The sequence below is a fragment of the Roseovarius atlanticus genome (genome assembly GCF_019802205.1).
In the GTDB taxonomy this organism is placed as follows: domain Bacteria; phylum Pseudomonadota; class Alphaproteobacteria; order Rhodobacterales; family Rhodobacteraceae; genus Roseovarius; species Roseovarius atlanticus_A.
In genome coordinates, this window is the sequence record NZ_JAHVHQ010000002.1 from 23,715 (window position 1) to 38,343 (window position 14,629).

Sequence of the window (14,629 nt, forward strand, 5' to 3'; positions counted from 1 at the left end):
CCTTGCGCTTTGCGCGCAGCGCCTTAAACGTCGCGGCAGAACCGCCAGGGAAGCATGACCGCACGTACCCAGCTTCAACACGATTGAAATGGGACACAGTCATGAACCTCTCTCGCCTCAGCCTCCTGCTGATCACGACCGCTTTTCTGCCCGTGCCTGCCGCCTTTGCGCAGGACGGCGACGACGCCACCTTCCTCGGGACGATCCGCATCGGCTCGCCGGAAGCGCAAGCGCTTCTGGGCAATGACGAGATCTCGGAAGAAGAGATCGAACAGCGCAATCCGCAATCCATCCGCGACGTGTTCGACGGGGAAACCTCGGTCACCACAAGCGGCGGCGCGGCGATTGCCAACAAGGTGTTCGTCAACGGCGTCGAGGAAAGCCTGCTGTCGGTCACCATCGACGGCGCACGGCAGAACAAGTCGGCGTTTCACCACACCGGCAACGTGCTGATCGACCCCGCACTGCTGAAATCGGTCGAGGTCAGCAAGGGCCTGGCGCCGGCGGATGCGGGGCCGAACGCGCTGGCCGGGTCGCTGGCCTACGAGACCAAGGACGCCGCCGACCTCTTGGCGGATGGCGACAATTTCGGCGGCATGACGACGCTGACGTTCGGCACGAACGAGGACCAGGTGCGCGCCGGGCTGACGCTCTTCGGGCGCAGCGGCGGGTTCGAATACCTGCTCAGCGGCACGCGGTCGGACAGTGGCAGCTACGAGGATGGCAGCGGCGTGACCGTGCCCGGCTCGGAGGCGGATCTGACCAGCTACCTGGGCAAGTTCGCCTATACATCGCCCACGGGGCACCGGCTGGAATTCGCGGCGTCCCAGACCGAGGACACCGGCCTGCGGGCCGGACAGGCGGGGCCGGGCGGCATCATCTTCATCCGGCCCGACTTCGCAGGCGTCACCGGACGGCCCAGCGTGCTCGTACCGGCCCTGTCGAAGCGCACGTCCTATACGCTGACCTATACCAGGGACAGTGCCACGGACTGGTTCGATCCGTTCTTCCAGCTGAGCTACAACGAGCAGGAAATCGACGCGTCGGGCGTCTTCGGCAAGAACGAAAGCTTCAGCGGGACGTTCAAGAACCGCTTTGCCATCGCCGGTGGGGACCTGTCGGTGGGCGTCGATTTCTTCGACGAGTCCGCCTCGGGCTTCGGCCGCGGTCCGGGCGCGTTCGGCAGTTCCGGGCGCGAGGATCACTGGAACTTCGGGATATTCGCGCAGGCGCGGCAGGATGTGGGCGAGCGGGTCTCGGTGTCCTATGGCGCGCGTTACGACTGGCAGGAGTTCGAGGCCGCCAACGGCCAGACCTTCAAGGATGACGGCTTCAGCGCCAACGGGTCGGTCGATTTCAAGATCACCGACGCGCTGACCCTGAACGCGGGCTATGCCCACAGCTGGGGCGGATACGAGCTGGGCGAGGCGGCGCTGATCAATTTCGGCGCGCCGTGGACCTATGCCGGGTTCACCACCTCGCGCTCGGATGCGGGCCGGATCGGCCTGCGCTACGAGCGGGGACCGTGGCAGCTGAGCGGTGCCTACTTCGAAACCTACGTGAACGACATCAACGCCGTGCTGCCGTCGGGCGGCGACCGGGGTGAGATTGCCGACCTGTCCTCGAAGGGCTGGGAAGCCTCGGTCGGGTACACGTGGACCAACGCGTTCATCCGCGCCAACTATACCGATGCGGATGTGGACCTGAACAGCACGACGATCGGCTCGACCGCCTATTACCTTGGCCGCCCGGTCGGCAAGGCGATCGCACTGGAAGGCGCTGTCGATATCACCAACGAGTGGACCCTCGGCGGCACGGCGGAAATTGCATTCAAGAACCGCGACACGCCGGTGCCCCTGTCCGGCTACGAGGTCGCCAACCTCTACGCGACCTACACGCCAAGCAGCTTCGACCGTTTGCAGATGCGGCTGGACGTGCGCAACATCTTTGACGCGACCTACACCAGCCGCTCGTCGGACGGGGTCGGGCTGGGCAACGTGATCGCGTTGACGGAACCGGGCCGCTCGGTCAGCCTGACGGCAAACCTCAAGTTCTGATGCGCCCTGCAACGACCTGACGTTCCCTATTGCGGAACAGACGGTCACGCGAGGCAAAGACCCCGATCCAATGAAAAAGACAGCCACCGCCGCGCGCGGTGGCTGTCGGCCTGGCCGGTTTGACGATGCGCCGAAAACGAATGGTGGCGTGCAGCTTCAAGACCCTTGGGTCTGGGCTTCGAAAGGCAAGGACGAGTGGTGCAGCACGATGCGCAGACCGCCGTCTGGATGCTTACGGTATCCAAAGCTCTTGTCGGTCTTCACGACATCGCCATTCTTGTCCGTGAAGAAGAACCACCCCATCCACATGGCGCAGGTCCCGTCAATGACGCTTGCGGCGGTTTCGGAGCGGGTCTGCCGCCATCCCCGAAGGGCGAACCCGGCGTCGAGGGGATACTCGGGGTCATTTCCGACGAAATAGGAAAGTGCGCCTTTTCTGGTCGTGCGAAAGGTCTTCTCGCCACCGCTCAGCGTCGGCTTGAACAGGACGGGCCCGAAGTCGAACGCATAAGCCGAGTCTATGATCTGCTCGGCGATCCGCTTCGCCCGGTCGAACCCGCCAGCCTCGTAGGCTGTCGCGATTGCAACAAGCCCGTCGCCCCAGGAGCCGCGTGCCTTGGCAAGGTCGTCTTCGGTAATAGTCAAGTTACTCTCCCGATGGGGCGCTCGACGCCAGACGCATGGTCCGTGTCACGCGGGATCCACAGCTCGCCTTCAAGAGTAGACGAATTTTGCAGCCGCATCATCTTTCAGAATGGCATCCCGGTCGTATGCACCATCATGCCATCCGCATCCGACCCATCCTCCTTCGGACGCGTGCGCAGGATTTCGAGGCTTTTTTGCAGGCCCTTCGCATCCGTGTCCCGCGCGATGACCACGACCCGGCTGGTCGTGTCGGTCCCGGACCAGGACCGGACCTGTACCGGCGTGTCAAAGATGTGCTGCACGCCGTGGAACACGAAGGGCAGCTCCAGGCCTTCCACATGCAGGATCCCCTTGATCCGCAGGATATCCGGCCCCTTTATCGCGATCAGGGTGTCGAGCCAGAAATCAAAGATGCCGGCCGGGATCGGGTCTTCGACCTCGATCGAGGCCGACGAAATCCGATGATCATGAGGCGCGTGATGCCCGGCTTGTCCAAACGGGAGCGAGGCCGGCTTGCTGCTTTTCCGGGCAAAGCCCGAAAGCCCCGCAAACGGGTCCGGCTTTGACGGCTCGGTGCCGAGCCAGTCCGAGATATCGCCCGATGTCACGCTCGGACGCAGGGCCGACAGGCCGAACAGCGCGCCGGGCGGGGTCCGTCCATGCTCGGCGTGAATGCGGCGGGCGGTGGCGTTCAGGCCCTCGATACGGGCTTCGAACCGCGTCACCTCGTGCGGCGTGACAAGATCGGTCTTGGTCACGACAACCAGGTCGGCCATCGCGATCTGGTGCACCGCCTCGAACTGGGTATCGAGCGTCCGAGGCCCCACGGCCGCGTCCGCCAGCGTCACCACCCCGTCCATCCGGAAGGACGGAGCGAGCTGCTGGTCCATGACCAGCGTATGAAGGATCGGCCCCGGATCGGCGATGCCGGTCGTCTCGATGACCACGCGGTCGAACGCGAGGTCGCCCCCTTGCCTCTTGTCCAGGAGCGCCCGCATGGTCTCGACAAGATCGCTGCGGATCGTGCAACAGATGCAGCCCGATTGCATGAGGACGGTTTCTTCGGTCGCTTCTTCGATCAGATCGTGGTCCAGCCCGACATCGCCGAACTCGTTCATGACCACGGCGATCCGACCGGCGTCGGGATCACGGATGAGGGTGTTCAGCAGGGTTGTCTTGCCCGATCCGAGAAAGCCCGTGAGCAAGGTCACGGGTATCCGATCGTCTGAGGTTTCGGTCGCCATGCATGCCTCTTTACATCTCTCGCCTGTTTACAATTCCGGCCTGTCGCACAATGTATGCTACGTTATAACGTTTTATATCGCAAGGAGCGGAGATGATCAGGACGCGATCTGGTTGCGGGTCGACGTCGCAGGCTCGGGCGCGTCTTGCCACGTCGGATACCGATCCTGTTTTTACCGCGCGGTGCCGGTCGGACAGGACGCCGGCCAGCCCCTGAAATATCTGGAAGACACGAAGACCTTCGATCCTGACCAGGTGTACGGCGATGCTCCGAACCCGACCCGGATCTGACCTGCGCTGGGATGCGTGATGGTCAAAGACGGCCACGCTGTAAAAGAGGCCGCGACCGGAAGGATCTCACGAGTCGTGGGAGCCAAGGTGGGCAAGGGTGATCAGCAGAACCTTTCGTGACGCGTCGCGAACCTTCTGGCACGTTCAGCGTGTCAAGCGCATGATCCGGTGGCAGCTTGGGGCCGGGATGCAATGCCTCGTTTCCGTGCGCGAGACTTACTGCACAGACCCCGGATGTGAAAGCTTCACCACCGAAATCCGCATCGTTCACCTCGGTTTGCGAGAGATACGCACGACGGTCCACAAACCGATCGCAGACGTCACCCACCGCGACATCGCCGCAATCCTTTGACCCCTGATGCCAACCCCGATCGTCGAGGTGAGGTGCCCCTGGTGTCGCGGACGACTGCCTGGTTCGGTTTGTGCTGTCTGGTTTCGAAGTCGACGGGCGACAGCCTGCCGTGGCTCGTATGTCTGCGCTTCGGGTTGTGGAAGATTTCGATGTGCTCGCACACATCCTGTCTGGCGGTGTCCCGGGTCGTGGCCGTGCGCCGCCTGCGAATACGAAATTTAAGAATTTTTTCAGATACTTAAATTTGTATGGTGGCGGAGACGAAGGGATTCGAACCCTCGAAACGGTCTCCCGTTTACTCCCTTAGCAGGGGAGCGCCTTCGACCACTCGGCCACGTCTCCGCCGACGCGTATAGCCAAGGAAACATAGGGAATACAAGGCCATTCTGCCCGTCTTCCGAAAAACCTTGCCACAGGCGAAAGCCGGCCCGATTGCCACGGGGGAAACACTGAAAACCACCGGATCCGGGCAAGATCGGGGCGATTTCCCTTGCTGCGAAAGTTCCATTTCTCCCTCCGGCGGCCTGACGGCCACGGCGCACGACTGACCCCGACACGACCGTCCTGTCCGACGCCCGGTGCGTGCGGCGTCGCGCATGCCAGCAAGAGGGTCCAACACGAGTTTGACCCCAACGCCTGCACCTGCAGGTGTCAGGCCAAGTGCATGACCGTCGGCCCTCATCCCGTGCCGGCACAGGCCTTCAGGTCTTCTGCCCCTCGGGATTTAAGGATAACGAAGGGCGTGTAATGTCCAGTGCTGCCTCCCCTCTCTACTTCACGGTTTCCAATCAGTTCATCTCTGACTGGCTGGGCGCATTGCAGCCCCTGTGCTCCGAGGATCACTTCGCGTCCCTTCTCGAGCGGTGCGACCTGCCGGCACGGCACCACGAGCGAAAGGGCCGGGTCACGCTGGACCAGATCGTCCGCCTCTATCAACTGGCCGCGGTGGAAACCGGGGACGAGATGATGGGGCTGTGGTCGCGTCCCATCCGGCCGCGGGCCTTGCAACACCTGCTGACATCCGTGCGCGAGGCGACGTCCCTGGCCTCCGCCCTCTATCGATTCTCGACCTTCTGGAACCTGCTGCTGGACGACTACCGGCTCGACCTCGTGGAAACGGATGCCACGCTCACGCTGCGGCTTGTGCCGCAAGGCGACGCGCCGCCACAGCGGTTCGGCCACATGCTGATCCTCAAACTGGCCCACGGCCTGATATCCTGGCTTGCCCGATACGAAGTCCCGGTCAAAGCGGTGGAGTTCGCGTTTCAGCGCCCCCCCTTCGAAGAGGACTATGCCGTCATATTCCCCGCGCAGGCAGGCTTCGGCAGGCCGGCGACATCCCTGGTCTTCGATCAAGAGGCGCTGGGGCCGGTCCGGATACGCACCGCCACCGATCTCGAGGTCTTCCTGCGCAACGCCCCCCGCGACTGGATCTTCACGCGCTCCAGCGAACATACCCAGTCGCTGCGCGTGCGCGCCTATCTCGGCAGGACAGGGTGGGAGAATGCGAGCCTCTCCGGCGCCGCGCGCGCCCTGCACGTGACACCGCGCACCCTCATCCGCAGGCTTCGGGCGGACGGCACGTCGTTTCAGTCGATCAAGGACGCGCTGCGCCGTGATATCGCGATCCGCCACCTTCAGACCGGCCGTCGCAGCGTCGAAGCCATCGCGCAGGACGTCGGGTATTCCTCGGCGGCGAGCTTCCACAAGGCCTTCCGGCGATGGACCGGCAAATCCCCCAGCGCGTATCGGCGCGCGGACGGTCCCACTCCGTAGGTTTGTCACTTTCGGACAATCGGCTGTCACCTCCCGAGATGGCGCGGCCCGCCAGGATCGCTATGTTCCACCCGGAAACCCAACGTGAACCCCGCAAAGCCCTTTCGGGCCGCCCCTCACGCGCATCCTTGCGTCTGGCGACATCCGACAGTGCCCCGCCTTGAAGGAACCCCTCTCATGTCCGACAAACTGGATGCCATCCTTGCCGCCGCCCACGATCACGCCACCAAGGTCATCGCGCCCAATGTCGATGGTTGGAACGCCGCCCGGACATGGCCGCGCGATGCCTCCGACACGGCGGGAGCCGCCGGCCTGACAGGCCTCTACGCCCCCGAGGAATGGGGCGGCCAGGGCCTTCCCCTGTCCGAGGGCATCCAGGTCTACGAACAGCTTGGCCTGGGCGACGGGGCCTATGCCTTCGCGCTCTCCATGCACAACATCTGCACCTATGCGGGGTGCGGCTATGGCACGCAAGCGTTCAAGGACCGTTGGGCGCGGGACCTGACATCGGGGCGCAAGCTCGCGAACTTCGCCCTGACCGAACCGCAGTCGGGGTCGGACCCGATGCAGATGTACACCCGCGCCACGATCAACGGTGACGGCACCTGGACGATCAGCGGCTCGAAGGCATGGGTCAGCCTGGCGGGCGAGGCCGACATCTATTTCACCGTCGTCAAGACCAGCGACGCTCCCGACCACAAGGACATGGCGATGATCGCCATTCCCGCCGACGCACCGGGGATCAGCTTTGGCCCGATCTACGACACGCCGTCCTACAACTTCCTGCCCATGTCAGAGATGTATCTCGACCAGGTCGTGGTCAGCGAGGACAACATCATCCTGCCCGTCGGCCAGGGGTTTCAGGGGGCCTTGATGGCCATCGACATCGCCAGGGTCTCGATTGCGTCCGGCTGCTGCGGCTTGATGCAGGCGGCGCTCGATACCGCCCTGTCCTATTCGAAGAACCGCAGGATGTTCGGCGGAAAGACACTCGATCTGGACGGCATCCAGTGGATGCTGGGCGAGGTCGCAACCGATCTCGAGGTGTCCAGGCTGCTCTACTGCAAGGCCGCCGAGGCGCTCGGCACCTCCCAGGGTCCACTGATGGCCGCTCATGCGAAACGCTTTGTGCCCGATGCCGCGCTGAAGGCCGCGAACACCTGCACCCAGGTTCTCGGAGGCTCGGGGTTGCTGCACCCCTATGGCCTGGACCGCCTGTCGCGCCTTGCACAGATGCTGCGGATCGTCGACGGCACCACGGAAATCAGCCGCGTGGTGATCGGGCGGGCCTTGCAAAAGCGCGCAGCCGGATTGCCCGACATGGCCGTGCCCAGGGGGTTCGGCGAAACGGCGGACAGTGACGCGACGCGCAAGGCCGGCTAGTCCGGCTACGCCCTCAGGATCCTTGAACCGGGGGGCGAACGCGGCCTCTCACGTGTTGAACAGAAAGTGCAGCACGTCGCCGTCCTTGACGATATACCCCTTGCCCTCGGCGCGCATCTTGCCGGCTTCCTTCGCCGCCTGCTCGCCGCCCAGCCCGACGAAATCCTCGTAGGCGATCGTCTCGGCCCGGATGAAGCCCTTCTCGAAATCCCCGTGGATGACCCCCGCCGCCTGCGGCGCCGCGGTGCCGGTGCGGATCGTCCAGGCCCGCGCTTCCTTGGGGCCGACGGTGAAATAGGTCTCGAGGTGCAGAAGCTCGTACCCCGCCCGGATCAGCCGGTCGAGGCCCGCTTCCTCCAGCCCCATCTCCTCCAGGAACATCTCGGCTTCCTCGGCATCCAGCTGGCTGATCTCTTCCTCGATCTGGGCCGAGATGATCACATGCGCCGCGCCCTGCGCCTCGGCCATCTTCGCCACGGCGGCGGAATGATCGTTGCCGTCCGCCGCGTTCGCCTCGTCCACGTTGCACACGTAAAGGATCGGCTTCGAGGTCAGCAGCTGCAGGTTCTTCCACGCCTTGGCGTCCTCGGCATCCACCTCGACCAGCCGTGCGGGCTTGCCTTCGTCCAGCATCGCCTGCGCCGCGGCCAGCAGACGGTCGGCCTGCACCGCCTCCTTGTCATTGCCCTTCAGCTTGCGCACCAGCCCCGCGCGCCGCTTCTCGATGCTTTCCAGGTCGGCCAGCATCAGCTCGGTCTCGATCACCTCGGCGTCCTCCACCGGGTTCACCCGCCCCTCCACGTGGGTCACGTCGCCATCCTCGAAACAGCGCAGCACATGGGCAATCGCATCCGTCTCGCGGATATTGGCCAGGAACTGGTTGCCCAGCCCCTCGCCCTTGCTGGCGCCCTTCACCAGCCCGGCGATATCCACAAAGGTCATGCGCGTCGGGATGATGGATTTCGACTGCGCAATCGCCGCCAGCTTGTCCAGCCGCGCGTCGGGCACCGCCACCTCGCCCACGTTGGGCTCGATCGTGCAGAACGGAAAATTCGCCGCCTGCGCCGCGGCGGTGCGTGTGAGCGCGTTGAAGAGCGTGGATTTCCCCACGTTAGGCAAGCCCACGATACCCATCCTGAAACCCATCTCGCGCCCTCCTTTACGGCAACGCGGCGCTTCTATGCCGCAACCGGGCGCGTTGCAAGGCACCGCTTGCCACAGGCCCTGTCCAGGTTGCACGATAAGGCGTTCCGCGACTTGAACGAAGGGAGATCGCGATGCCCTACCCCTACCTGCATTTCCAGGGCCACTGCGCCGAGGCCATGGCCTTCTACGCCGACGTTTTCGGCGGTGAGTTAACCATTATGAAATGGTCCGACGCGCCCGCCGACACCCCACAGAAGATCGACAGCGACAGGGTGATGCATTCGCATCTCGCCCTGCCCGACGGCACGCGCCTGATGGCGGGCGATTTCCCCCCGGGATTCGAGGGCGATCCGCAAAAGGCCGTTTCGATCTCTCATGTCGTCTCCGACGCGGGCGAAGGCCGCGCGCTCTTCGACCGGCTGGCTGAGTGCGGCGAGGTGATCGAGTCCTTTGGCGAGACATTCTTTTCGCCCGGCTTCGGCATGGTCCGAGACCGCTACGGCACGCACTGGATGATCATGACCGAGGCATGATCGATGTTGCACTCCGGCGCCGTTTGCGCGAAACCACCGGGAACCAGACTTCAGGATGCCCGCATGACCCGTATCGACGCCAAATTCGAAGACCTGCGCAACGCGAACAAGAAGGCCTTCGTGGCCTACGTCATGGCCGGCGACCCCGATTTCGACACCTCGCTCGAGGTGGTCAAGGGCCTGCCCGCCGCCGGTGTCGACATCATCGAACTGGGCCTGCCCTTCACCGACCCGATGGCCGACGGCCCCACCATCCAGCTCGCCGGCCAGCGCGCACTCGAAGGCGGGATGACCCTGCAACGCACGCTCGACATGGCCGCCGAGTTCCGCAAGGGCGACGACACCACGCCGATCGTGCTCATGGGCTATTACAACCCGATCTACAATCGCGGGGTCGAGACGTTCCTGAAAGACGCGAAAGAGGCCGGCATCGACGGCCTCATCGTCGTGGACCTGCCGCCCGAGGAAGACGACGAGCTGTGCATCCCCGCACAGAAGGCCGGGCTGAACTTCATCCGCCTCGCCACCCCCACCACCGATGACAAGCGCCTGCCCAAGGTGCTGACCAACACCTCGGGCTTCGTCTATTACGTCTCGATCACCGGCATCACCGGGGCGGCGGCGGCCGAGGCCGCCGATGTCGGCCCCGAGGTCAAGCGCATCAAGTCGCAGACCGACCTGCCCATCGTTGTCGGCTTCGGCATCCGCACGCCCGAGTCGAGCCGCGAAATCGCCTCGGTCGCAGATGGCTGCGTCGTGGGCTCCGCCATCGTCGGCAAGCTGGCCGACGGCGAAAGCCCCGCCCAGGTGCTCGACTTCGTCAAGGGCCTGGCGGACGGCGCGCATTCCGCCTGATACCCACGACGCCCGCGCGGCGCGTTAAGCCTTTCGCGCAACACCATTGCCGCGCTGCGGCGGTGCACGCCCGGTGCACGCGGGGTGCACGCATGTCACCCCCCTGCTGCCGCCCTCCCCGGCGGCGTTAACCTCGCCCGTGCAGGACCCTGCGCCGCATGGACTCGGGCGCCGATCCCGGCTACTGGTCAAAAAACCTGACCAAAGCCCGAGCCTTTACCCATGCCCGTCATCACTAATATCGACGACCTGAAAAAGATCTACCGCCGCCGCGTGCCCAAGATGTTCTACGACTACGCGGAATCGGGCAGCTGGACGGAACAGACCTTCCGCGAGAACACCAGCGATTTCAGTGACATATACCTGCGCCAGCGCATCGCGGTGGACATGTCGAACCGCTCCACCGCCAGCCGGATGATCGGCCAGGACGTCTCGATGCCCGTCGCCCTCGCCCCCGTGGGCCTGACGGGGATGCAGCACGCCGATGGCGAGATCAAGGCCGCCCGCGCCGCCGAGGCATTCGGCGTGCCCTACACGCTCTCGACCATGTCGATCTGCTCGATCGAGGACGTCGCGGCCCACACGGAAAAGCCGTTCTGGTTTCAGGTTTACACCCTGAAAGATAACGATTTTATGCAGCGCCTGTTTGACCGCGCCAAGGCCGCCAACTGCTCGGCCGCCGTCATCACCGTCGACCTGCAAGTGCTGGGCCAGCGCCACAAGGACCTCAAGAACGGTCTCAGCGCGCCGCCTAAACTGACCGTCAAGTCCATCGCCGACATGATGACCAAGGTGCAATGGGGCCTCGGGATGCTCGGCACCAAGCGGCGGTTCTTCGGCAATATCGTCGGCCACGCCAAGGGCGTCTCGGACCCGTCCTCGCTCAGCTCCTGGACCGCCGAGGCGTTCGACGAGGCGCTCAACTGGGACCGCATCCGCGAGTTCCGCAAGATGTGGGACGGCCCCCTGATCATCAAGGGCATCATCGATCCGCGGGATGCCAAGGAAGCGCTGAACGTCGGCGCCGACGCCATCGTCGTGTCGAACCACGGCGGCCGGCAACTCGACGGCGCGCTTTCCGCCATCCGCGCCCTGCCCCTGATCATGGACGCCGTGGGCGACAAGATCGAGGTCCATCTCGACAGCGGCATCCGCTCGGGCCAGGACGTGCTCAAGGCGCTCGCCCTCGGCGCCAAGGGCACCTATATCGGCCGCGCCTATGTCTATGGCCTCGGCGCCATGGGGCAAGAGGGTGTGACCAAGGCGCTCCAGTGCATCCACAAGGAGCTTGATGTGTCCATGGCCTTCTGCGGCCACACCGACATCACCAAGGTCGACCGGGATATCCTCATGATCCCAAAGGATTTTTCCGGCGACTGGCAATAGCGCCGGAACATCGCCCCACCCCCTGCGTTCGCCTGTTATGCAATCGCAGGAGCCGTGACATGCCCGATACCGTCTTTCAGACCGTCGTGGCGGTCGCCGTCATCATCCTGCTGGCCCGGGTCAACGGCCTGCGCTCCTTCTCCAAGATGTCCAGCTTCGACTTCGCGCTGACACTGGCCAGCGGCTCGGTCGTGGCCACGCTGATGACCACCTCCAGCCGCTTCCTGCCCGGCATCATCGCGCTCGCCGCGCTCTTCATCCTGCGCTTCGCCATCTCGGCCCTGCGCGTGCACTTTCGCGCCGTGGAACACATGGTGGACAATCGCCCCGTCATCCTGATGCACGAGGGCCGCATCCTCGACGACAACCTGCGCCTCGCCCGCGTCACCCGCGCCGACATCCGCGCCAAGCTGCGCGAGGCCAACGCGCTTCAGCCCGAGCAGGTCCGCGCCGTGGTCATGGAAGCCACCGGCGATGTCAGCGTCCTGCATGGCGATCGGCTCGACCCCTCGCTGCTCGAAGGCGTCTCCTGGGGCCGCGTGACGCCACCCGCCGAGACCGCGCGCACCTGATCCCCTGAATCCCGCAAAACCTTGCATATTTGGGCTTTTCAAGCCGCCCTTAATCCTCTAAAGCGACGGCTTCACGCGGGGCTACAGCCTTGGAGGAGCCCCGCCTTTGCATATGGAGAATTACAAATGGCTGGAGAAATTCCTGATCTTCACGCCCAGGAACGCACGGGGACGGGCAAGGGCGCCGCTCGTGCTGCACGCCGCGATGGCATGGTTCCGGGGATCGTATTCGGGGGCGACGTCGATCCGCTGCCCGTCAACATTCCGTTCAACGTCCTGTTGAAGCGGCTGAAACAGGGCCGGTTCAAGTCGACGCTGTTCAACCTCAAGGTTGACGGCCACGATGATGTCCGCGTGATCTGCCGCGACGTTCAGCGCGACGTGGTCAAGGACCTTCCGACCCACTTCGACCTGATGCGCTTGCGCCGCACCACCAAGATCAACCTCTTCATCCCCGTCGAGTTCATCAACGAGGAAGAGTGCGAGGCGCTGAAAACCGGCGTTCTGACCGTGATCCGCAACGAGATCGAGCTGGTGGTGACCGCCGGCGACATCCCCGAAAGCATCACCGTCGACCTCAGCCTGATGGAAAACATCGGCGACACGATCACCATCAGCCAGGTTACGCTGCCCGAGGGCGCGAAACCCACGATCGACCGTGACTTCGTGATCTGCAACATCGCGGCTCCGTCGGCGCTGAAATCCGATGCCGACGACGAAGACGAAGACGTCGCGGCCGACGAGGTTCCGGCAACCGAGCAAGAGGCCGGCCCGGACAGCGTCGAAGAAGCGGAAGGCGGCGAAGACTAAGTTCTTCCCCCGGTTTGCGAAAACATCAGCGCGAGGGTCCCGGCCCTCGCGTTTTTCATGTGTGCCGCAATCTGCGGAAACACAGGATGCGCCCGCGCGACGGCCCCGGATCGTAGGTCAGGCCGGAGGCCGACATGCAATCCACGATCTGCTTGATCACCCGGTCGGGATACTGGTTGGGGTGCAGTTCCATCATCACCGCCCGCACATGCGCAGGCCAGGGCGCGTCGAACAGATGCCGCTCGGCCCCTTCCACGTCCATGATCACCAGGTGCGGCCGGTGCTCCTGCAACAGGCCCGAAAGCGGCAGCATAGGCACCGTCACCAGTTTTTCGGCGTCCGCCTCTTCGTCCGCGATCCGCCCGGCCCAGAACACCTTCTTGGGGTCGAACGCGATCTCCTCCGCATCGCCCTCCCCGGTCACCGCCCCGTGGATCAGCCGTGTCGCCTGATACCCGTTGCGGTCAAGGTTGGCGCGAATGACCGGCAGCATCGCCGGGTTGGCTTCCACCGTCACCACGTTCGCGGCGCCCGCGACGCCCGCGCAGATCGACGCGATGTACCCAACGCCCGCGCCCAGCTCCAGCACGCGCATCCCCTCGCGCAGCCGCATCTGTGCCGCCTGCGCCTCATGCGCCTCGTAGGTGCCGGTCTCCAGCTTGCCCGCCACCCGCTCGTTCAGCATGTCGTCGGGCACCACCAGCGTGACCCCGTTGACCGCGTATTCACCCATCCTGCCCTGCCTGTCCCTGCCGGTCGTGTGTTGATTCAGCGCACCGCGCCGCGTAGACCATCCTCACCAAAGAACAGGTGATCGGCAATGCTGCTTTTCGTGGGCCTCGGCAATCCGGGCGGAAAATATGAGAATAACCGCCACAACATCGGCTTCATGGCGCTTGACCGCATCGCCGCCGATCATGGCTTCGCACCCTGGCGGGCCAAGTTCCAGGGCCAGCTGACCGAAGGCAAGCTCGGCTCCGAAAAGGTCCTGCTGCTCAAGCCCGAAACCTTCATGAACAAGTCCGGGCAATCGGTCGGCGAGGCCATGCGCTTTTACAAGCTGGAGCCGTCGGACGTGATCGTTTTCCACGACGAGCTCGATCTCGCCCCCGGCAAATGCCGCGTGAAACAGGGCGGCGGCCACGCCGGTCACAACGGGTTGCGCTCCATCCACGCCCATATCGGCGAGGCCTATGGCCACGTCCGCCTCGGCATCGGTCACCCCGGCCGCAAGGATCTGGTGTCGCATTACGTGCTTCAGGATTTCGCCAAGGCCGATGCCGACTGGCTGGACGATCTGCTGCGCGGCCTGTCCGACGGCGCGCCCGAACTGGCCGCGGGCCATAACGACAAGTTCCTCAACGCCGTCTCGCTGCGCACCGCGCCCGCCCGTTCCTCGAAAACCACGCCGAAACCCGCGACCAAACAGCAACCCGACCCGAAACCGGACGCAAAGCCGGACGCCCCGCCCGCGTCCCCGGACACCGAAGACCGCAGCCCGCTGCAAAAGCTCATGGACAAGTTCCGCTAACGCCGCGTTCCACTTGCCGCACCGCGCCCCCGGTGCTTTGCTGCCCCAAG

14 protein-coding genes and 1 tRNA gene are annotated in these 14,629 nt (G+C 64.5%); 10 read left to right on the forward strand and 5 right to left on the reverse strand.

The features are described from left to right. Positions 1–101: 101 nt before the first annotated feature. Positions 102–2,057, forward strand: coding sequence for a TonB-dependent receptor domain-containing protein (locus tag KUV49_RS00150; protein ID WP_222451067.1), 1,956 nt, complete (start codon positions 102–104; stop codon positions 2,055–2,057). 156 nt (positions 2,058–2,213) lie between these two features. On the opposite strand, the gene KUV49_RS00155 is transcribed toward KUV49_RS00150, so the two are convergent. Further along, positions 2,214–2,702 (reverse strand): phosphoribosyl-AMP cyclohydrolase, encoded by a 489-nt coding sequence (locus KUV49_RS00155; RefSeq protein ID WP_222451068.1) that lies wholly within the window; start codon positions 2,700–2,702, stop codon positions 2,214–2,216. Positions 2,703–2,806: 104 nt separating this feature from the next. After that, positions 2,807–3,913: a GTP-binding protein gene (locus KUV49_RS00160; RefSeq protein ID WP_315899534.1), complete on the reverse strand. Its 1,107-nt coding sequence runs from the start codon at positions 3,911–3,913 to the stop codon at positions 2,807–2,809. On the opposite strand from KUV49_RS00160, the gene KUV49_RS00165 reads away from it, so the two are divergent. Then, on the forward strand, positions 3,900–4,235 hold the full coding sequence (locus KUV49_RS00165) for a hypothetical protein (RefSeq protein ID WP_315899535.1): 336 nt from the start codon (positions 3,900–3,902) through the stop codon (positions 4,233–4,235). The genes KUV49_RS00160 and KUV49_RS00165 overlap by 14 nt on opposite strands. Before the next feature lie 604 nt (positions 4,236–4,839). On the opposite strand, the gene KUV49_RS00170 is transcribed toward KUV49_RS00165, so the two are convergent. Beyond that, positions 4,840–4,929: transfer RNA gene (locus tag KUV49_RS00170), tRNA-Ser, on the reverse strand. Between the two features lie 405 nt (positions 4,930–5,334). On the opposite strand from KUV49_RS00170, the gene KUV49_RS00175 reads away from it, so the two are divergent. Together KUV49_RS00175 and KUV49_RS00180 are read left to right on the forward strand one after the other, a co-directional pair. Continuing rightward, entirely contained in the window at positions 5,335–6,363 is a 1,029-nt protein-coding gene (locus tag KUV49_RS00175) for a helix-turn-helix domain-containing protein (protein ID WP_222451071.1), read from the forward strand. 177 nt (positions 6,364–6,540) lie between these two features. Next, positions 6,541–7,746: an acyl-CoA dehydrogenase family protein gene (locus KUV49_RS00180; RefSeq protein ID WP_222451072.1), complete on the forward strand. Its 1,206-nt coding sequence runs from the start codon at positions 6,541–6,543 to the stop codon at positions 7,744–7,746. A gap of 48 nt (positions 7,747–7,794) precedes the next feature. Here the strand turns inward: KUV49_RS00180 and ychF are convergent, their stop codons facing one another. Further along, the gene (ychF, locus tag KUV49_RS00185) at positions 7,795–8,892 is read right to left on the reverse strand and encodes a redox-regulated ATPase YchF (protein WP_222451073.1); all 1,098 of its coding nucleotides are present in this window, start codon (positions 8,890–8,892) and stop codon (positions 7,795–7,797) included. 131 nt (positions 8,893–9,023) lie between these two features. Here ychF and KUV49_RS00190 point away from each other — a divergent pair, with 131 nt between their 5' ends. From KUV49_RS00190 to KUV49_RS00210, 5 genes are all read left to right on the forward strand, one after another. Then, entirely contained in the window at positions 9,024–9,425 is a 402-nt protein-coding gene (locus tag KUV49_RS00190) for a VOC family protein (protein ID WP_222451074.1), read from the forward strand. A gap of 63 nt (positions 9,426–9,488) precedes the next feature. Then, positions 9,489–10,280: a tryptophan synthase subunit alpha gene (trpA, locus tag KUV49_RS00195; RefSeq protein WP_222451075.1), complete on the forward strand. Its 792-nt coding sequence runs from the start codon at positions 9,489–9,491 to the stop codon at positions 10,278–10,280. A 222-nt stretch (positions 10,281–10,502) separates the two neighbouring features. Continuing rightward, positions 10,503–11,666 (forward strand): alpha-hydroxy acid oxidase, encoded by a 1,164-nt coding sequence (locus tag KUV49_RS00200; protein ID WP_222451076.1) that lies wholly within the window; start codon positions 10,503–10,505, stop codon positions 11,664–11,666. 59 nt (positions 11,667–11,725) lie between these two features. Further along, positions 11,726–12,238 carry a DUF421 domain-containing protein gene (locus KUV49_RS00205; protein WP_222451077.1) on the forward strand — a complete coding sequence of 171 codons (513 nt, stop codon included), beginning with the start codon at positions 11,726–11,728 and terminating at the stop codon, positions 12,236–12,238. A gap of 126 nt (positions 12,239–12,364) precedes the next feature. Then, positions 12,365–13,048 carry a 50S ribosomal protein L25/general stress protein Ctc gene (locus KUV49_RS00210; protein WP_222451078.1) on the forward strand — a complete coding sequence of 228 codons (684 nt, stop codon included), beginning with the start codon at positions 12,365–12,367 and terminating at the stop codon, positions 13,046–13,048. Positions 13,049–13,103: 55 nt separating this feature from the next. Here the strand turns inward: KUV49_RS00210 and KUV49_RS00215 are convergent, their stop codons facing one another. Continuing rightward, entirely contained in the window at positions 13,104–13,781 is a 678-nt protein-coding gene (locus tag KUV49_RS00215; RefSeq protein WP_222451079.1) for an FkbM family methyltransferase, read from the reverse strand. 87 nt (positions 13,782–13,868) lie between these two features. Here KUV49_RS00215 and pth point away from each other — a divergent pair, with 87 nt between their 5' ends. Then, positions 13,869–14,579, forward strand: a complete 711-nt coding sequence (gene pth / locus KUV49_RS00220) for an aminoacyl-tRNA hydrolase (RefSeq protein WP_222451080.1) — start codon at positions 13,869–13,871, stop codon at positions 14,577–14,579. Positions 14,580–14,629 lie beyond the last annotated feature (50 nt).

Coding starts and splice junctions, on each gene's coding strand:
- trpA (WP_222451075.1), top strand. CDS start 9,489: ATGACCCGTATCGACGCCAAATTCGAAGACCTGCGCAACGCGAACAAG.
- KUV49_RS00200 (WP_222451076.1), top strand. CDS start 10,503: ATGCCCGTCATCACTAATATCGACGACCTGAAAAAGATCTACCGCCGC.
- KUV49_RS00150 (WP_222451067.1), top strand. CDS start 102: ATGAACCTCTCTCGCCTCAGCCTCCTGCTGATCACGACCGCTTTTCTG.
- KUV49_RS00175 (WP_222451071.1), top strand. CDS start 5,335: ATGTCCAGTGCTGCCTCCCCTCTCTACTTCACGGTTTCCAATCAGTTC.
- KUV49_RS00205 (WP_222451077.1), top strand. CDS start 11,726: ATGCCCGATACCGTCTTTCAGACCGTCGTGGCGGTCGCCGTCATCATC.
- KUV49_RS00190 (WP_222451074.1), top strand. CDS start 9,024: ATGCCCTACCCCTACCTGCATTTCCAGGGCCACTGCGCCGAGGCCATG.
- KUV49_RS00215 (WP_222451079.1), bottom strand. CDS start 13,781: ATGGGTGAATACGCGGTCAACGGGGTCACGCTGGTGGTGCCCGACGAC.
- KUV49_RS00180 (WP_222451072.1), top strand. CDS start 6,541: ATGTCCGACAAACTGGATGCCATCCTTGCCGCCGCCCACGATCACGCC.
- pth (WP_222451080.1), top strand. CDS start 13,869: ATGCTGCTTTTCGTGGGCCTCGGCAATCCGGGCGGAAAATATGAGAAT.
- KUV49_RS00210 (WP_222451078.1), top strand. CDS start 12,365: ATGGCTGGAGAAATTCCTGATCTTCACGCCCAGGAACGCACGGGGACG.
- ychF (WP_222451073.1), bottom strand. CDS start 8,892: ATGGGTTTCAGGATGGGTATCGTGGGCTTGCCTAACGTGGGGAAATCC.